The following is an 18,588-nucleotide window of genomic DNA, read 5'->3' as shown; positions in this document are numbered from 1 at the left end:
CGCCTGCGGTGCAAACAGCCCGCGTTGTCGTGCGACACCATCGGCGCATCACCATCGCAGGTCGAACGGTTGCGGCGGCGGCACCACGCGCCCATCTCGAGATGGGTCTGCTCAGTGCGTAAATCCGGCGCCATACCGACCAGGCATTCACCGCCGCATAGGCGCTGCAGCCCCTTAGCTTTGGCGCTGGCCAAATGCGCCCGATTGTCTGTATGGAAAGTGCTGCCTGCAATTGCGTTAGCGCGTCCCCAGCCCGGATACTCCCACTGCGGTCTCCCCGTTCTTGCGAAGGTGTCTGGCTTGTCTGCGACGACCATTGAACGCCTCAAGTTCGCCTATCGTCGGTTGCGCGTCGGCGCGAACCTGCACCGTAACGATGCGCTCGGCGCGCTGTTTCGGGCATGGGCGTATACACATGCCACGCAGCTGACGGGCGACTACTACGAGTTCGGCGTCTATCGCGGCAACAGTCTCGCTCACGCGTGGCTGTGCTACCGCCATCACCGACGCCATCTCGAGCGCAGTGCGCGATTGCCCTACCGTCGGCAGGGAACGGTGTCGGCGTTTCTGGCGCAGCGTCCACGGTTCTACGGTTTCGATACGTTTGCCGGGATGCCGGCCAATCTGGAAGGCGAAGACAGCTTGGCGGGCGGCAGCTTTCTCGCCTCACTGGCCCAGGCCCAGGCACGCTGTGCCGCCGTTGGTTTGAAAGCACCGGATCTGCAGCTGGTGCAAGGCTTGTTCGCCGACAATGCTGCAGCCATCGGCCACACGCACGCAGCAATCGTGCATGTGGATTGCGATCTCTACAGCTCGGCACACGACGCACTGACCTTGATCGCACCGCGTCTGGTGCAGGGCAGTGTGCTGCTGTGCGACGACTACGATCTGTTTCGCGCCGACAACCGACAGGGCGAACGCCGGGCGCTACAGGAATGCGCGGACCACGTCGGCATCGCATTTGAGCCCTGGTTTGCCTATGGCGCCGCCTCGCGCGCTTTTCTGTGCCATGTACCGACGCCTGCATCCGCCGCGCAGCCATGATCGCCGCGCAACGCATGCGCGCGGGGTTCGTTGCCGGCGCAGTGCTGTATGCGCTCGGTCAGGGCTGCGCGCTGCTATTCCAGTGGCCGTTGCTACGTCGGTTCGGCCTGCAGGGCTATGGCGACGTAGGGCTGGCGCATCTTGGCTTGGTCACTGTGCTGTTCCTGGCCGATCTGGGCTATGCCTCGCTCTTTCTGCGCGAGGATCCTGCGGCACCTGGCTGGAACGCGCGTTGGCGCCAGGCGCTGTGGCACCGCTTGCTCGCCACCTTGGTGCTGGATCTGCTGTGGATCGCCGGCGTCTGGTGGTCCGGTCGCGGCCAAGGCGAAGGGTTCCGCTATCTGCTGGCGGCGCTCTCGGCGACGGTGTTTGGCTTGGTGGGCTATTCGGCGCCGCTGCTCGCCCGCGGGCGGATGCTGGCCGGATTCATCGTGCAGCAGGTGGCGATGCCGGCGACGATCCTCGCCTGGTTCGTGCTGCAACAGCTGCCAGGCTGGGACGGCGGGCTTGGCGCCGGGCTGGCTGTCAGCTTGGGCTATCTACTGCAGGCCCTGGTCAACATCGCCGTGTTCGGTGCACCGCTGCAGTTGCTATGGCCGCGTCGCGGTGGCGGCCGGCGCATGCTGCGCCCCGCGCTGCAACTGTCCTTGCTGAGCATCGCCGGCACCTTGCACGATCGGTTGACACCGCTCTTGCTGGCGTCGGTCGCGCCGGCATTTTTGCCGGTGTATTTGTTCCTGAACTATCTGCTCAATGGGGCCAGTGGTGTATTCAACCAGTTCAACCGCCTTTTGGTGGCCGACGCGCGCGGCCCGGCCGGGGAACACTGGGCAGGCGCGCTGGTCTCGTTGGTGCTGGGCGCAGCCGCTGTGGGCGCGTTGGCGCTGCTGGTGGTTGCAGCCGCCTGGGGCAGCGCCGAGCAGCGCGCGTGGCTGCCATGGGTCACCCCGGTACTGGCCGCAGGCGCGACCACACTACTCAGCAGCGTGCTGGCGGCCTTGCTGATCGGACGCCATCGCGAAGCGACGATGGTTCCGTTGTTGTTGGGCGGCGCGCTCTGCAGCGCGCTCCTGCAGGTCGCGGCAGCGGCGGCGCATGCACCACAGTGGATGCTATGGCTGCGATTCCTGTGCGTGCTCGCCATGGCGGCGGCGAGTCTGCACCTGTGCGGGCTGCGCTTGAACGCCGGCGGCTACGCGGCCCTGCTGTCGGCGGTGCTCGCGGTCTCGCTCGGTGGCGGCCCGGTGACCATGACACTGGCGGCGTTGTTGCTGGTGCCGGTGGCGTGGACGGTATGGCAGCGCCGCAGCCTGCTGCACACCACGTTGTCAGCGCGCGCGTGATGCATGATTGCGCCTTGATTGCGATGTTCTGCTTTCGGCATCGGGGGCCATCATGTGCGGCATAGTCGCGCTGCGCAGCTTCGTTGCGGAGGCGCCGTTGCAGGCGCTGGCCGAGCGCGCGCTAGACGCCTTGTCACGTCGCGGCCCGGACGCGCAGGGTCTGCTGTGCCTGGAGCAGCCAGTGCCGACGGCGCTAGGCCACCGTCGCTTGGCGATCCTGGACTTGAGCGCTGCTGCGACCCAGCCAATGCGCTGCGCCGAGACCGGCAACGTGCTGGTGTTCAATGGCGAGATCTACAACTTTCTTGAGCTGCGCCGCGAACTGGAAGGGTTGGGTCATCAATTCCGCACCGACAGCGATACCGAGGTCATCCTGCATGGCTGGCGCGCATGGGGCGAGGGGCTGTTCCCGCGTTGCAATGGCATGTGGGCGCTGGTGCTGCTGGAGCAGGCAAGCGGCGATCTGATCTATTGCCGCGACCGGCTCGGCGTCAAACCGTTGTACCTGCACCACGACGGGCGGCAGTTGGTGCTGGCCAGCGAGATCCGCGCCATCGCTGCCAGCCTGGGGGGCTACCCGCCACCCAATCCCGCCGCGGTGTTCGATTTCCTGGTTACCGGTCTCTCCGACCACACCAGCGACACCTTTTACGCCGGCATCCGCGCGGTTCCTCCCGGCTGGCTGTACCGGGTGTCGCCAGCCGGCCATAGCCGGCGCACGCCGTACCACCAGTGGCCGCTGCCCGGTGCAGTTGCTCCGCTGGACGCGCAGGCCACTATGGAGCTGCTCGAAGACTCCACCCGCCTGCGTTTGCGCTCGGATGCGCCCACGGTGTCACTGCTATCGGGCGGGTTGGACAGTTCAATCCTGACCACCCTGAGCGTGCAGGCCGGTGCGCTGCCACGCACCTGTTTCGCCGGCGCCTTCACCTATGGCTACGACGACACCGAGCAGGCCGGCTTCGACGAAACCGAGGCCGCAGCGAGCTTGATGCAAACGCTGGGGCAGAGCGAGCGTCACTTCGTGCATCGCGCCCGCGCGATTCCGGACGAGGAGGAACTGCTGGCACTGGTGGCGGCGCAGGAAGAGCCGTTCTGTACGCCGTCGATACTCGCCAGTTTCCGTATGTATCGCGCCATCCGCGCCGCCGGTTACAAGGTGGTGCTCAATGGTGAAGGCGCCGATGAGCTGTTCGGTGGCTACGTGCGCCTGTACCTGGCCTTGAGCGCGCGCAGTGCGCTGCACCAAGCACGACTGCCGACCGCCATCAGGCTGCTGTCCACCGGTGCGGTGGACCCGCGTCTGCTGCTCAATCGTCTTGCATGGGATCTGCCAGCCGGCGCGCTGGGCGCACTGCTGCGCCGGCAGCGGCCGAGCGTGGCCTGCATGTCCTCGGCACTGTGGCACGACCAAGCCGCCCGGCTGCAGTCGTTGCAGGTTGATCGCCGCGTCGATATCGAGGCGCGTTTGCGTCGCGACGTGCTGTCGACCAATCTGCCGATGGTGTTGCGCATGACCGACCGCAACAGCATGTCCGCCGGCATCGAGGTGCGCGCGCCGTTCCTGGACTATCGCGTTGTCGAACGCGCGTTGTCGACGCCTGCGCTGCAGCGGATGGGCGACTATCACGGCAAGGCCATGTTGCGGCACGCGTTCGCCGAGCGCCTGCCGGCACGCGTGACCACGCAGCGCAAGAGCACCGGCTTCGGACATGCCGAACAGTTTCTGGTCGATCGCATGCCGTTGCAGCAGGCGCTGGCGACGTTGCCGGAAGGCGTGAACGAACTGCTGAATGTCGCGAGGCTGCGCCGGGAGTTTGCCAGCGGACGATCGCACAGCACGCTGTGGTTCGCGGTCTCGGTCGCGCTGTGGTATCGGAGCGTCTATGCGTAACGCGCCGCCGACGGTACAGGAGCTGTGGACGCCCGACCACGGGCATTGCCGCTGTTGCGGCGGCACGCAAGCGCAACGCACGGTCTGGGCGGAAGTCTATGTAGGGACTGGTCAGGAGCTGCGCCGCTGCGGTGCGTGTGCGGCGGTGTATCTGGCGCCTGACCTCACCGAAGCGGCGCTACAGCACTTCTATGCCCACGATTATCGGCAGCTGTTTCCCGCGGAAATCCCGTGGGGAGCCAGCGGCGCTTCTTTGCGTGGCGCGGCGACCGCTGGATCGCGCACAACCGGCTACAGCGGATCGCGCCCGCCCTTGCACCGGCAGCCAGGGTGTTGGAGGTGGGCTCGGGTTTTGGTGCCTTTCTTGGCGCCGCTGCCGCCACGCGACCAGACCTGCGCCTGTCGGCGTGCGAGCCGGATGTGACACATCGCCACGTCTTGCTGGATGGCGCGGCGGTCACCTTCCTGCCTGCGCTGGACACGCTGGCCGACGGGGAGTTCGAAGCCGTGGTCGCCTTCCATGTACTTGAGCACTTGACCGACCCGCGCGCGTTCCTGTCGTCGCTGGCGCGCATCCTCGTTCCCGAGGGACAGGCGTGGATCGAGGTCCCGGACCTGATGAGTGGATGGCGCTCGCGCAACTATGTCCACCCGGCCCATCTAAGCTATTTTTCGGCGCCGTTGCTACGACGGCTGGCCAATGCGGCAGGCCTGGAGGTCGTTTCCTGCGGTCCGTATTCCGATCGTGGTGTGTTGGCTGGAAACATCTGGCTGCATCTGCGGCAGCCTGCGCAACCGCACGCCGCGGCGTCGCTGGCGCTGGCCGATTCGCACGAGGTCGACGCAGTCGACGCACGGCTGGACATGGTCCGGTGGAGCCGGCGGGACCGGCTGCAGCGGCGGCTCAAGCACGGCCTGATCCGGGTGCTCGGCAGAGGTCTGTTCGGTGAACTGCAGCGCTGGCGTGGCTACCGCCAGCTGCGCAAGGACCAGGTGCACGATGGACTTCGCTGACTTCCAGCAGGCCGTGCACGCCCAGTTCGGCGCGGAGGCGGCCGCGGTACGCCATGAGATCTACTTCCTGACCCGCCGACGCGGTGCAGGGCTGCGTGCCGCTCTGGCTGTCCTGCGTGATGCATGGCTGTGCCTGCGGCTGCCGCAACGCCCGCCCGTGCTCTCGGAGTGGACGGCGCTGGCAACCCTGCCGGGCAGCAACGGCTGGGGCGCCCTGGCGCCGTACCTGGCCGATCTGCAGCGACAGGGTGCGGCATGCACGGTGCTGATCCATCCGCGCCTGCGCGGCAGCGTCGAGGGACAGCTGCCCGCACGACCAACCTGGGCCGGCTGGCAGGCGGCGTTGCGCGCGCTGGCCCTGCGCCGCACGCCGCTCGGGCCGGCGGTCGCCTCGCTCTGGATCGTGCGCGCCTGCGTCTTGCGCCAGCGCCTGTGGCATGGCGCATGGCAACGCACGCTGGGCGCCGCGCCCGCAGGAGCAACGCTGCTGCTGCACAACGACTTCGACATGTATGCGGCGGCGGCACTGCACGCTGCCGGCGACGGCTGGCGGAGCGTATGCGTCCAGCATGGTCTGCCAACCGACGAGTTCTTCCCGGTCCGGGCGCGGCACCATTTGCTGTGGGGACCTAGTAGTGCGCAGGTCTACCGCAAGCACGGCGTCGCACCGGCGGCCATCGGCTATGGGCCAGCGATGGCGTTGACCGATCTCGATACCGCAACGGTGCCGACCACGCTGTATCTGATGTCGCAGAGCCACACACCGATTTATGGACCCACCCTTGCCGCGCATCTGTTGGCCTTGGCGCACGCGCTGCCGGCGCTGGAGGCAGACGGCGTGGCCGTGCGCATCCTGCTGCATCCGGAGGAAGTGCGCGGTACCCATCCGTATGCAGAGCCGGCACTGCAACGGCGCTGCCAGGCGCCCCCGCACGCGATCCTGGAGGCGGATGCAGGTCCGGCACTGGTGGTGGGATTTTGTTCCACCGCGCTGCTGCAGGCCGCCTGCCGCGGTCACTACGTGATCGGCATGGCCTGGCCCGCCTCCGCGTCCCACGATGCGTTGGCGGTCGGGCGGCCCGCACATCAGGTCGCCGATGCCGACGCGCTGGCTGCACTGGTCCGGGCGCTGCGCAGCGATGCGGGTGCGCGAGCGCGATTCGCCGCGCAGCAACGCCATTGGCTGCAGCAGACCTTCGCGGCCGATGCGCGATGGCCGCACCATCTGGAAGCGACCCCGTGAAACGCGCCTATCTGCTGCTGGCGGTGCTGCTGGCGATCCACCTGGGCGATCTGCTGGTGGCCTGGCTGTACCACGGCGGGGCGCTGCCGGCGGCCGCCCTGCTGCGGCCGATGCGCGATGGCACGCTCATCGTGCTGGCCGCCATTGCACTGGCGACGGTGCGCATGCCGCGCGCCTTGCTGGCGATAATCCTGGTGTTCGGCATGATCGGGCTGGCCTATGCGCCGGTCGGATACGCCCACGGGTTGCCGGCCGGCATCGTGGTCGGCTCGCTTGGCACCTTGCTGCTGCCGATGCTGCTGGTGCTTGCCGGGTATTGGTGCATGCCGCATCCGCACGATGTCAGGCGCGGGGCGCGCTGGCTGGTCTGGTTGGGCATCGTCAGTGCTCTGTTCGGTGCGTGGGACTTGGCGCATACCGATTTCTGGGTGCAGACCGTGCGGTTGCCGGACTACTTGGCCGAGGTGAAAGGCGTGCTTCCCAAGGACACCGACCCGGACACCGGGCTGCCATGGAACTTCTTCGGCGGCGAGGATTACGCGCGCCGTGCCGGTGGACTGGTGGCAGCTCCCCTGGCGCAGGGCCAGTTCCTGATTACCGCGGCACTGGCGGCACTGGGTCTGTGGCAGCGGCGCTGGCCGTGGCGCGCCCTGCTTACGTGCCTGGGCTTGCTGGTGGGGGTGTGGATGTCGGGCACACGGGGCGCCATGCTGGCCGGCATCGTCGGGGTGCTGGGCTACCTGGTCAGCTCACGCGGGCTGGTGCGATCGCCCTGGGCGCGGCTGCTGCTGGTGGGCGGAATCGCGGCGATGCTGGCGGCCGCGTCCTACGGCATTGTGGTGACGTCGGTGAATTTCCGCGACGGCTCCACCATCGGCCACTGGTACGCGCTGCAGCGCAATCTGGCCGATCTGCACCAAGTGGTCCTGTGGGGCGGCGGGCTGGGTCGCCAGGGGGCGGTTGCTGCGCGTCAGGCGTTGACCGATCTGGGCGGTGGCGAAGGTGCCATCTTTACCATCGCGTATCAGATGGGGTTACCGACGGCCCTGCTGTTTCTGGGCTTTATCGGCTGGAGCCTGCGCGCGCTCTGGCGCGCCTATCGCCAACGCGACAATCACCTGGCATTGGCGATGTTCTGGCTGTTGTGCGGCATGGCGACAACCTTGATCTCGTCCGACAACGCAATGACCGTGTCTGGCGCTGGGGGGTTCTGGTTGCTACTGGGCGGCGCGTTGCGTCATTGCCAATGTCCGCTGCCAACCCGACGAGCGATCGTGCGTACACGCAGGGACCACACCGCGCCCGCCGCCGGCATGGCCGCAGGTTGAGCGATGCGTATCCTGCACGTCTATAAGGATTTCGCGCCGCACAGCGGCGGCGGCGGGGTGGCGCGGCACATCCATGGGCTGGCAGTGACCCTTGCCGATGCCGGGCATACGCTGCGGATCGTGGCCCCGTTGGCCGAGGACGGCATCTCGCCACACGGCTATACGGTGGTCCGCGCCACCGCATCGCAGCTCTGGCATCACGTCGGCTGGGCCGATGTGGTGCACGTGCACGGTGCGCGCACGCCAATCGCCGCGATCGCCGGTGCGCTTGCCCGGCTGCGCGGCAAGCGTGTGATCTATACACCGCATTGCTATTACGATGACGATCTTGCAGCGAGCAAGCGCGCGCGCAAGTGGTGCTGGGATCGCTTGATCGAGAAGCCGCTGCTGCAAAGCGCACAACCCACCGTGCTGCTGTCGGCGTATTGGCAGCAATACCTCTCACAGCGTCGGCTGCCGCCCAAGCGCGCCCTGCTGCTGCCCAATGCCGTGCTCGCCGCCGAGCAGTGCCTGCCCGCGACGTCACGGCAACCGTTGCTCGGGGCTCCGGCGCTGCTGTCGGTCGGCCGCCTGGACGCGGTCAAGCGGCTACAGGATGCGATCGCAGCCCTTACCCAGCCGAACATGGACGCAGCCGTGTTGCACGTGGTCGGACGTGGCCCGGATCGGGCACGCCTGGAAGCCTGCGCCGTGGCATTGGGGGTCGCTGCACGCGTGCACTTCCATGGCTTCGTCAGCGATGCCGAGGTTGCAGCGATGGCGGCACAGGCCGATGTCTTCGTGCTGCCATCGGCCGTCGAGGGCATGCCGACCGTCTTGATCGAAATGCTGCTGCATGGGTGTCCGGTGGTTGCCAGCGACATTCCCGGCAATCGCTCGATCCTGGCCCAGATCGGCCTGCAGGCGGCCTTGCACCGGCTCGGCGACAGCGCCGCGTTGGCGGGATGCATTCGCGTGCAACGACAGCAGCGAATTGGGCCGGAACGCATCGCGCGTGTCCGGGCAGATTTCACCTGGGAGGGCCTGCGAGCGCAGGTGCTGGCACTGTACGATGCTCAGGTCGTAAAGGAACCCGCAACTTGACCACATCGCCGGCTCGCCTGTCCTTTCTCGGATGTCCGTTGGACCTCCTCCCCCCGGAGCAGATTCTCTTGCGTGCGCAGCACGCCGCCGAGGGCGGCGCGCCGATCCGGGTGGAGGGCTTGAACGTCGCCAAACTGATCGATGCGCGCGCCCAGCTGCGCCAGGCGCTGGAACAGGCCGAAGTGGTGCACATCGATGGCGCCGGCATCAGCCTGGGCGTGCGTTGGTTCGGAGTGGACGTGCCGCCGCGCAGGGCCGGCATCGACCTGATGCAGGACATGTGCGGCCAGGCCGCCCGCAGCGGTGCAGGGGTCTATCTGCTCGGTGCGCGCCCGGCGGTGGTCGCGGCCGCGGCAGAACGCCTGTGCACGCACTGGCCCGGTCTGCACATTGCCGGCATGCGCGATGGCTATTTCAGCGACGCCGAGGAGGACGCGGTGATCGCGGCAATTCGCCAGTCGGGTGCACGCTATCTCTTCATCGGCATCAGTTCGCCGAAGAAGGAACTGCTGCTGGAGAAACACTGGCAAACCCTGGGCGTGCCGGTGGCGATGGGCGTGGGCGGTTCGTTCGATGTGCTGTCGGGCATGCTGCCGCGTGCGCCGCGGCTGATGCAGCGCTGTGGGATGGAGTGGCTGTTTCGGCTGGCGCTGGAACCGCGCCGGCTGGCCTGGCGCTATCTGCGCACCAATGCGGCGTATCTGCTGCTGTTGCTGCGCGCCCGCCTCAGCCGACGCTACCGCGCGCGGGCGCTGACGACCTGGCCCACATGACCGCTGGCGCGCCTGCGCGCCAGCCTGCGCAGACCGGGCTGGTGGCCGTGTGCCTGGGCCTCTACCTGCTGTTCTGTCTGCAGCAAGTGGTGTTGACCGGCCGCTACTTCGGGGTCGGTCTGTCGCTAGGATCGATGGCCATCCGCGGCGTTGCGCTTGGCCTGAGTGCATGGGCGTTATGGCGGCACGGCGTTCCGGCATGCCTGCGCTGGCCATTGCTGTCGATCCTGCTGTGTATGACTGCGCTGGCAGCGTCGGTGCTGGCGTCCGACCACTCGGCCTTGGCATTCAAGTACGCCGTGCGTTATGCCACTGCCTTGCTGTGGCTATGGGCCTTGTTGAATCTGGCGGTGGCGTGGCCGCAGTGGCCGCGCGCGGCGGCGCTGGCGGCGTTGATCGCGGTGTGGATCAATCTTGCGTTGGGTATGGCGGTACGGCTGCAGTGGCCGCCGGCATTGGAGTGGTCGTTGGCCTTCCATGCGCAGGGCAGCTTCAAGTACCTGCCTCGGGTGTCGGGCATGTACGACCATCCCGCATTGCTGGCCGCAACTGCCGTCATCGTCGGGTTGCTCACGATCCAGTTGTATCAGCGGCACGCGGTCGGGCGCGCGCAACTGGCGGCGGCCGTGCTGGCTGCAATCGGCGCGCTGGCGCTGAGTGAAGTACGTAACCCGTTGCTGCCGGTGGCCGGGTTGATCCTCTGGTGGGCGTGGTCGCGCCGCGCTGGCGAACGTCCTCGCCGCCGCACGGTCTGGGCCGCCGCGCTCGGCCTGCTGGCCGTTGCTGGCTTCGTGCTTTGGCAGCGCTACGCGGAGATGACCAGCGCAGTGCACGAAAGCCCGCTGACCGCGTTCTCGTTGGGGCGCACCTACCTGTGGTCGGGCGCGATCGAGGCATGGCGCAGCCACCCCTGGTTCGGGCTCGGCGCCGGTGTCTTCCAGTTTCTGGTGCCCGATTACACCGGCGGTCGCTTCGATCGCGGCGAGCTGCACGCACACAACGGCCTGCTGGCGGTGTTGTCGGAAACCGGGCTGTGCGGGCTGCTCGCCTGCGTGTGCATGCTTTGGGCGCTCTGGGCGCCGTTGCTGCGCAACCCTGCCGAACGTGGCTGGGCGCTGATCTGGCTGCTGTTCCTGCTGGGCTTGAACGTGTTCGATTTCTATCCGCTGTTCTATCCCTTTTCCCTGCATGCGGCCCTGGCGGTGGCGCTGCTGTACGCCCACCACGTTGAGCTCAACGGCGCACCGAAATCCGGGATGTCATGAGGCCGTCCCAGCGCTCGGCTCTGCGTCGCGTCTAGAACCAGCCATGCCATCGCGCGCCTGCGCGCTGAGACCTTCGCTACGCGCCGCCTACGCGTGCTGCAGGCGCGGACGCGACGCGCTGGGGTGTTCGTCCCGCGCCAGGAGCGTGTCCAGGATGCAGCGAAACGCATGGCCATCGCCAAAGGGATTGCGCCATGCCACCGAACGCGCCAGCAGGCGATCGGCGGCACTCCGCAGGGCGTCCTGGTCCAGGCCGTGGGGGAGTTCCGCCCCGCCGATCTGCAGGGTCTCCGGCCGCTCGGTGTTGGTACGCAGCACCAGGCATTTGCGCTGCAGGATGCAGGCTTCTTCCTGGATGCCGCCACTGTCGGTCATGATCAAGGCCGCGCCTTGCTGGAGCGCCAGCATGTCCAGGTAACCGACCGGACCGATCGCCCGCAGCACGCGATGCCGCGCGGCCGCCACGCTCCCCAGCGCATCCAGGCGCGGGTGCATCGGAAAGACCAGCGGCAACCCCTGATCCTCGGAGATCGAGGTGACGGCCTGCATCAGCGCCGCGAAATGCGCGGGATCTTCGGTATTTGAACGGCGATGGCAGGTAAGCAAGTGATAGCCGCCTTCGCGCAGGCCAAGCCGTTGCAGGATGGTCGAGCGGCGCAGTGCGGTCTGGGCATGCGCCAGGGTCGCGTCGGCGACAGTGTTGCCGGTGATGCGGATGCGGGCGCCGGTCAGGCCTTCATCGCGCAGGATCTGCGCCTGCAGTGCGGTGGGACAGAACAGGTAGTCGGACAGGTGATCGATCAGCACGCGATTGACTTCTTCAGGCATGCTGCGGTCGCGGCTGCGCAGGCCCGCCTCGACATGGGCAACGGCGATCTCCAGCTTGCTGGCGGCCATGGCGCCTGCCAAGGCGCTGTTGGTGTCGCCCTGCACCACCACCACATCCGGCTGCAACGTCGCAAGCACCGGCTCGATGCCGCACAACATGCGTCCGATCTGCACGCCATGCGGCGCCGAACCCACGCCGAGATTGTAATCGGCCGGGGGCAGACCCAACTCGTCGAAGAACACCCGGTCCATCGCCTCGTCGTAATGCTGATTGGTATGGACGATCGAAAAGTTCAGTCCATCGCGCAGACTGGCCGCGATCAGCGATGCCAGCTTGATGATTTCCGGGCGGGTACCGAGGACATAAGTGATGTGCATGGGACTTCCGGATCCGAGTTCAGTAGGCGTCGCGGTCGAACAGCACGATCACGCAGGTCTGCGCGATGATGCTCATATCCAGCCAAAGCGACCAATGCTGGATGTAAGCGAGATCGTGTTGAACGCGGCTGCGCATCTTTTCCAGCGTATCGGTCTCGCCGCGCAGGCCATTGACCTGCGCCCAGCCGGTGATGCCCGGCTTGACCCGCTGGCGTTGCAGGTAGTTCGGCACCAATTCCTGATATTGAGCGTTGTGCGCCAGCGCATGCGGGCGCGGCCCGACGATGGCCATGTGCCCCTGAAGCACGTTGAGGAATTGCGGCAATTCGTCCAGGCTGGTGCGTCGCAGGAAGGCGCCGAAGCGCGTGACTCGTTGATCCCCGCGGCTGGTCTGCGGTGCGGCGGTCGCCGCATCGTGGACCTGCATGCTGCGGAACTTCCACAATTCGAACGGGCGGCCATCCCAACCCTGCCGTATCTGCCGGAATAACACCGGTCCAGGACCGGAGAGCTTGACGCCCGCGGCCAGGGCCAGCATGAGCGGTGCGCTCGCTAGCACGATGGCGCAAGCCAGCACACGCTCGGTCGCCTCCTTCAGCACGCGCGACAGGCCCGTCAGCGGGCGCACAGACAATGCCACCATCGGCAGGCCGGTCATCTCCTCCAGGCAGGACTCCCCCGGGCGAAATGCGAACAGGTCCGGAATCCAGCAGGCGTCCACGCAGCAGGCATCCAGTTGCGCGATGCTGGAGCGAAGTTGGGCCTCTTCGCGCATCGGCCATGTCACCCACACTTCGCCGACGTGCCGAGCTTCCAGCCAGCAGGACAGCCCGGCCGTGCCACCAAGCGCCAGTTCGGATGGCACCTGCACTAGTTCGACCCCCGCACATGGGTGCTGCTGGACGCTTGCCACCAACGCGTCGCTGCGTTCGGGTGGCCCGAGTAGCGCGATGCGCCGGCGCCCGATACCGTGTCGATGCAGCCAGGCAAGCGCCCCCTTCATTGCAGACCGCACGCAGAGCAGACCGGCACCGCCGCATCCAGCCCAGTACAGAAACCACAGCCGCGAGAATCCCGCACCGGTTGCGCTCAGAAAGCCGATCGACATCAACACGCTCAGCACGATTGCCCACCCGGTCAACACGCGCCCGGCCACCATCGTCGCTGCCAGGTGCGGCCGTTGCCGGTAGAGCGAGAGGCGCCCGAACACCAGTAGCGTAAGTGCTGCGGCGGCGAGCAGCGCGTCGGCATAGCGGGGCGCCTCCGGCCACGCAGGTCGACCGACCCGCATGGCATAGGCAAGCAAGCCGCTGCCGACCACGACGCCCATGTCGGCGATCTTCGCCAGACCGGCAACCGACCCAAGCAGATCGCCGGAGCGCCTGGGCGCGATGGCGACACGCGGCAGCAGTGGATCGAGCGCGCTCATTCGTCGACCGCAGCGCGGAGGTGGACCGGCACGCCTGCGAATGGGTCGATCAGCATCCCTCTCCCTTCATCCCTGCTTTTCTCCAAGAGTGGCAGCTCCGCCAGCGGCACTGTGCACCTGGCGATACAGCGCGGCGTAGGAACGCACCATCGCTGCGCCGGTGAAGTACTGCCGGTAACGGCGCAACGCCTCCTGCCCCAATGCGTCGGCCACCTGCGGATGGTTCCATAGATAGCGCATTGCATCGCATAAGGCCACCGGATCTGCCGGTGCCACCACCAGGCCGGTCTGTCCCGCCACGTTCACAAAGCTGGTCCCGGTGCCGATTTCACACGAGATCATGGGTTTGGCATGCATCGCCGCCTCCAGCAACGTAATGCCGAACGCTTCCGAGCGCAGATGCGATGGAAACACCAGCCCATCGCACAGCGACAGCAAGGCGTGCTTATCGGCATCGTCCAGCACGCCCAAAAAGTGCACGTGGCTCAGGCCGAGCTGCCGCGCCTGCTGGCGCAAGCGCGCGCCCTCTGGTCCGTCACCAACGATGGCCACCGGGATCTGCGTGTCGCGGACGGCCTGCAGCAGATACTGCAGACCCTTGTAATAGCGCAGGACACCGACGAATAGGAAAAACCGCGGGCCCAATCGGGTGCGCCAGGCCCGTGCGCGCTCGGCATCCGGCGTGTAGTGACTGGAAGGATCCAGTCCGATCGGTATCACGCTTAACTTGGTTTGAAAGTTGGCCAGGACCGGACTGGTGGCGCGGTAATTCGGCGATGTCGCGACGATATGGTCGACGCGCTCGAGAAAGCGCTGTTGCAGCGGTCGATACAGGCGCAGCCAACGACGTTGCCGCACGATGTCGGAGTGATACGTCAGCACCGACGGCGTTCGAGCTGCGCCTGCCAGGTGCAACACATCCATGAACGGCCACGGAAAATGATAATGGATCAGATCGAAGCGGCGGGCCAGGGCTGCGAACTGGCGCAGCAAGCGAAGCGACACCGGCATCGACGCCACTTCGAAGTCGCGTCGAAAGCGATGCAGCGTATAGGGCCCCTGTACGCTGATGCCCGCCAAACGCCCATCGGCGCAGAGGGTCACCACCTCGCTCTCCACAGCATGCTGATGCGACTGCGTGGCAAGCGTGCGCACCACTTGTTCGGTGCCACCCATGGTCTCCGGCAAGCTGGTCTTGTAGACCTGCAGCACCCGTAGCGGCGAGGAGGTAAGACTCAAGCGGCCAACACGTCGCGGTACGCGTCAGCCGTCGCCACAGCGCAACGCTGCCAACTGAACTGCGCTGCGCGCTGCAAGCCTGTCTGACGCGCGGCCTCACGCCAGTCCGAATCGTCGATGCCTCGTGCCAGCGCCAGAGTCAACGCACTGACGTCGGCAGGATCGAACAGCATTGCCGCATCGGCGGCCACTTCCGGTAATGACGACGCCGATGCGCAAATCACCGGCGTACCGCTCGCCATGGCCTCCAGCACCGGCAGGCCGAATCCTTCGTAAAACGAGGGAAACACGAACAGGCGGGCACCGGCCACCAACGCAGGCAGGCCGTCTTGTGGGACGTAGCCAAGATAGCGCAGCCAACCGGCCTGTTCTGCACTACGCATGCGCGCATGCAATGCCTCGCTGGACCAGCCGCTGTGGCCAGCGATCACCAACGGGTAGCGTGCACGCACTGCGGCGGGCAAGGCTGCATACGCCGTCAACAGAACATCGATGTTCTTCCGTGGTTCGATGGTACTCACGCACAGACAATACGCATCGGTCTGCAGGCCCAACGCCTGCAACGGCGCTGCAAGTTCGGCCTGGGCATGCGGCCGGAACGCAGCATCCGCCGCCAGCGGGATCGCACGAATGCGCTCCAGCGGCAAGGCAAAGTGCGCGGCGATCTCCCGCCGCGAAAAATCCGAGACGGTCAGGATCAATTGCGCGCGTTGCACCGCTAGTGCCAACTCCTTGCGCATGTAGCGCACCCGGTCGGCGCGGTGGCATTGCGGCCAGCGATAGATCGAAATGTCGTGGAAGGTCGCGACGCTGGGACCGTCATACGCAGGCAGGTAATAGTTGCAGCCATGAAACAGCGCCGGCCGCTGGCCGTGCAGGGCACGCGCCTTGGCCAGATTACTCAGGCGTCGATAGGCATCGGTCGCCACTTCGATACGCGAAAAACGATCGCGCATCCACGATGCCGCGGCCGAAGCCGGTCCGGGACTCGGTCGCTGCTGCAGCAGGCGTCGCCCATGCAGGTACTGCAACGACTCGATCTGCGGCAGTGCGGCCAAGTGCGCCGCCAGTTCCTGCGTATAACGTCCAACGCCGGTCAGCGGGTGCCGGATCGACTCGGTGGCCAGAATGATGTGCAAGGCGAGTGGCGGCGATCAGGGCCGGCGGCAGGCGTCAGCGCGGCTGCCCGGGGAGCGCTGTGGCATAGGCCATCTAGCGATACCTGGATATAACGACGGGCATCGGCCCATTCCATGCTCCTCGTAGCGACCAGCTCAGTCTACCCGCTGCCGGAGACCGCGGCGACCGAAGCGATCTCCGTGGCCACGCCGACGTCCATCCATGCAGGCTGCGCGGTATCTTCACCCAAGGAGCGCGTCGGTCATGGAAAAAATCCATCCGGCCGGCGCAGCGACCAACGTCAGGGCCGCGCGTGGAGCAATCCGCTGCATTGCACAACGGCGAGCCGGTCAACCTGCCGTCTGTGCTTATCGGCGCATGTCGGCGCGCTAGCTCACTCGGACATGCGTGCGGCTGCCGGACAACGCCGGCAGCCCGGTGGCCTTGCCCGTAGCCAGGCGATGCTGTCAGGCAGCCTGGCCGATCCGGCCCAGGGCGCCAGCGAAAACGGCAGTCATCAGTTCATCGTCGGGACCGGGCCGAACGATCGCGGCCCCGCAATGTATCGCGGCCACGTAGTGGCAGATGGCCTCGCTCCACACCCGTGCTGCCGCCTGGATTTGTCGATACTTCATCGGCGATCGTAAGGATCGCTATCGCCCTACCCCTTCAACACCAGCGACATGTCCGGATAGCGGGCGCAGATGAAATCCACGAAGGCACGCACTTTCGGCGCTGCCAGGCGCCTGGAGGTATGCAATACCCACAACGCCGGCTCCACGCCGGAGATGGTGCCCCACTGCAGCAATTCTCCGCGTGCCAGCTGCTCCCACGCAATCGACTGCGGAATCAATGCGACGCCGCCACCGGCGATGACCGCATCGCGCACCATCAGGAACGAGGAAAACTGCATCCGCGGGACCGGCTCCAACGCCAGGCGCCCATCATCCAGCACCCAGGTGGTGGGCTGGAAACTCGACATCACCACGCCCGGCACCGGATGCATTGCATCACCCGACGGCATCGCGATAGACGGTGCGGCCACCACCACCAGCCGGTCCTTGGCGAAGCAGCGCCCGACCAGGCTGCTGTCCGGACGTGGGTTGATGCGGATGGCGACATCGAACTGTTCTTCCACCAGATCGACCGTGCGGTCCTCGGCCACCACCTCGAGCGTGATCTCGGGATAAGCCGCACAGAAGTCCGCGCCGATGCGTCCCATCGCCAGTTGCGAGAACAACACCGGGGACGCGACACGTAAGCGCCCTCGCGGTGTCGAAAGCCCCTCGCGTGCGGCCGTCATCGCTTCGGCCACTTCGCTCAGCGGCACTTCGGTGCGGGCCATCAACTGCTGCCCCGCCTCGGTGAGCTTGAGGCCGCGCGCGCTGCGCTCGACCAGGCGCACGCCCAGCTGCTCTTCAAGCTCGGTAATCCGCCGCGACAAGGTCGCCTTCGATCTGCCACTGGCGCGGCTGGCCTTTCCCAGCCCCTGGTTTGCAGCCACCAGCGCGAAATCGATCAGGGCATTGAGGTCCATGGTGTTCCACATCTGAAACGGGGCGTCTACATCCTGGCGTCTTCGTACTGATGGCGCAACGACATACCGTTGCCCTACCGCAACGAACCGACCATGCCGGCATCCGCATCACCCCACACGCCGGCGTCGGGCTGATCCGCCCATCCCTCCATCCACAGCAGGAGATTGACCATGAGCATTCTCGTCACCGGTGCCACCGGCACCGTCGGTTCCCTCGTCACCCAAGGCCTCGCCGACGCCGGCGCCCAGGTCAAGGCGCTGGTCCGCCAGCATGGCAAGCGCCCCTTCCCGGCAGGTGTCACCGAAGTGGTGGCAGACCTCACCGACGTTGCGTCGATGCGTGCCGCGCTGGCCTCGGTGCGCACCCTGTTCCTGTTGAATGCCGTCACTCCCGACGAAGTGACGCAGGCGCTGATCGCCTTGAATCTGGCCAAGGAAGCCGGCGTCGAGCGCATCGTGTACCTGTCGGTGATCCATGCCGACACCTACACCAACGTGCCGCACTTCACCGGCAAGCACACCGTCGAGCGCATGATCGAAAGCCTGGAAATTCCGGCCACGATTCTGCGTCCTGCGTATTTCATGCAGAACGAAGGCATGGTGCAGCAGACGATCACCGACTACGACGTTTACCCGATGCCGATCGGCGCGCAGGGCATCGCAATGATCGATGCACGCGACATTGCCGATATTGCCGTGGTCGAGCTGCTGCGCCGCGACCGTGCCGACGGCCCGTTGCCGCGTGTCACGCTGGAACTGGTTGGCCCACGTGCGCTGACCGGCACAGACGTTGCCAAGGTCTGGAGCGCAGCACTTGGCCGCGAGATTGCCTACGCCGGCGATGACGTGGCGGCCTTCGAAGCACAGCTGGCGAAGTACGGTCCGCCCTGGCTGGCCTACGACATGCGCCTGATGATGGGCGGCATCCAGCGCTTCGGCATGCATGCAGCCGAGGGCACGGTAGCCAAATTGAAGGCCATCTTGGGCCGTCCGCTACGCACCTATGAAGACTTCGTGCGCGAGGCGACCGCGAAAGCGTGATTGCATGCGGTGCAGCAAGCGCGGAGACGT

16 protein-coding genes are annotated in these 18,588 nt (G+C 66.5%); 10 read left to right on the top strand and 6 right to left on the bottom strand.

The genetic code is table 11. The annotated features are described in order from the left end of the window. Window positions 1–114: 114 nt before the first annotated feature. The 9 genes from AMD14_RS00745 (at window position 115) to AMD14_RS00705 (ending at window position 10,987) form a co-directional block, all read left to right on the top strand. Complete coding sequence (locus tag AMD14_RS00745; protein WP_230598892.1) at window positions 115–1,044, top strand: TylF/MycF/NovP-related O-methyltransferase; 930 nt, start codon at window positions 115–117, stop codon at window positions 1,042–1,044. Further along, window positions 1,041–2,387, top strand: coding sequence for a hypothetical protein (locus AMD14_RS00740; protein ID WP_015462688.1), 1,347 nt, complete (start codon window positions 1,041–1,043; stop codon window positions 2,385–2,387). Before AMD14_RS00745 ends, AMD14_RS00740 begins: the two co-directional genes overlap by 4 nt. A gap of 52 nt (window positions 2,388–2,439) precedes the next feature. Next, window positions 2,440–4,281, top strand: a complete 1,842-nt coding sequence (gene asnB, locus AMD14_RS00735) for an asparagine synthase (glutamine-hydrolyzing) (RefSeq protein WP_011050052.1) — start codon at window positions 2,440–2,442, stop codon at window positions 4,279–4,281. Between the two features lie 231 nt (window positions 4,282–4,512). Beyond that, window positions 4,513–5,295, top strand: coding sequence for a class I SAM-dependent methyltransferase (locus tag AMD14_RS00730; RefSeq protein WP_011050051.1), 783 nt, complete (start codon window positions 4,513–4,515; stop codon window positions 5,293–5,295). Next, entirely contained in the window at window positions 5,282–6,538 is a 1,257-nt protein-coding gene (locus tag AMD14_RS00725; protein WP_003482103.1) for a hypothetical protein, read from the top strand. Before AMD14_RS00730 ends, AMD14_RS00725 begins: the two co-directional genes overlap by 14 nt. Next, on the top strand, window positions 6,535–7,866 hold the full coding sequence (locus AMD14_RS00720) for an O-antigen ligase family protein (protein ID WP_015462687.1): 1,332 nt from the start codon (window positions 6,535–6,537) through the stop codon (window positions 7,864–7,866). Before AMD14_RS00725 ends, AMD14_RS00720 begins: the two co-directional genes overlap by 4 nt. A gap of 3 nt (window positions 7,867–7,869) precedes the next feature. After that, window positions 7,870–8,949 (top strand): glycosyltransferase family 4 protein, encoded by a 1,080-nt coding sequence (locus tag AMD14_RS00715; protein WP_005929055.1) that lies wholly within the window; start codon window positions 7,870–7,872, stop codon window positions 8,947–8,949. Window positions 8,950–8,987: 38 nt separating this feature from the next. Further along, window positions 8,988–9,722 (top strand): WecB/TagA/CpsF family glycosyltransferase, encoded by a 735-nt coding sequence (locus AMD14_RS00710; protein ID WP_199797818.1) that lies wholly within the window; start codon window positions 8,988–8,990, stop codon window positions 9,720–9,722. Continuing rightward, the gene (locus AMD14_RS00705) at window positions 9,719–10,987 is read left to right on the top strand and encodes an O-antigen ligase family protein (protein ID WP_011050047.1); all 1,269 of its coding nucleotides are present in this window, start codon (window positions 9,719–9,721) and stop codon (window positions 10,985–10,987) included. The genes AMD14_RS00710 and AMD14_RS00705 overlap by 4 nt, the downstream gene beginning before the upstream one ends. A gap of 87 nt (window positions 10,988–11,074) precedes the next feature. Here AMD14_RS00705 and wecB read toward each other — a convergent pair whose 3' ends face one another. The 6 genes from wecB to AMD14_RS00680 all read right to left on the bottom strand — a co-directional run bounded on the left by wecB (window position 11,075) and on the right by AMD14_RS00680 (window position 17,517). Then, window positions 11,075–12,193, bottom strand: coding sequence for a non-hydrolyzing UDP-N-acetylglucosamine 2-epimerase (gene wecB / locus AMD14_RS00700; RefSeq protein ID WP_003482113.1), 1,119 nt, complete (start codon window positions 12,191–12,193; stop codon window positions 11,075–11,077). Between the two features lie 19 nt (window positions 12,194–12,212). Then, window positions 12,213–13,622, bottom strand: a complete 1,410-nt coding sequence (locus AMD14_RS00695) for an undecaprenyl-phosphate glucose phosphotransferase (RefSeq protein ID WP_011050046.1) — start codon at window positions 13,620–13,622, stop codon at window positions 12,213–12,215. Window positions 13,623–13,688: 66 nt separating this feature from the next. Next, the gene (locus AMD14_RS00690; RefSeq protein ID WP_011050045.1) at window positions 13,689–14,861 is read right to left on the bottom strand and encodes a glycosyltransferase; all 1,173 of its coding nucleotides are present in this window, start codon (window positions 14,859–14,861) and stop codon (window positions 13,689–13,691) included. Next, complete coding sequence (locus AMD14_RS00685; RefSeq protein ID WP_011050044.1) at window positions 14,858–16,000, bottom strand: glycosyltransferase family 4 protein; 1,143 nt, start codon at window positions 15,998–16,000, stop codon at window positions 14,858–14,860. Before AMD14_RS00685 ends, AMD14_RS00690 begins: the two co-directional genes overlap by 4 nt. A gap of 447 nt (window positions 16,001–16,447) precedes the next feature. Continuing rightward, the gene (locus AMD14_RS24475) at window positions 16,448–16,615 is read right to left on the bottom strand and encodes a hypothetical protein (RefSeq protein WP_155400516.1); all 168 of its coding nucleotides are present in this window, start codon (window positions 16,613–16,615) and stop codon (window positions 16,448–16,450) included. Between the two features lie 26 nt (window positions 16,616–16,641). Beyond that, window positions 16,642–17,517 carry a LysR family transcriptional regulator gene (locus tag AMD14_RS00680; RefSeq protein ID WP_011050042.1) on the bottom strand — a complete coding sequence of 292 codons (876 nt, stop codon included), beginning with the start codon at window positions 17,515–17,517 and terminating at the stop codon, window positions 16,642–16,644. Window positions 17,518–17,688: 171 nt separating this feature from the next. Here AMD14_RS00680 and AMD14_RS00675 point away from each other — a divergent pair, with 171 nt between their 5' ends. Next, a complete protein-coding gene (locus tag AMD14_RS00675) occupies window positions 17,689–18,558 on the top strand; it encodes an SDR family oxidoreductase (protein WP_011050041.1) in 870 nt (289 codons plus the stop codon). Window positions 18,559–18,588 lie beyond the last annotated feature (30 nt).

Origin of the sequence: Xanthomonas citri pv. citri, assembly GCF_000961215.1 — a bacterium.
Lineage (GTDB): Bacteria > Pseudomonadota > Gammaproteobacteria > Xanthomonadales > Xanthomonadaceae > Xanthomonas > Xanthomonas cissicola.
Note: the sequence above shows the minus strand (reverse complement) of the source record. Positions and strands in the feature narration are given on the sequence as shown.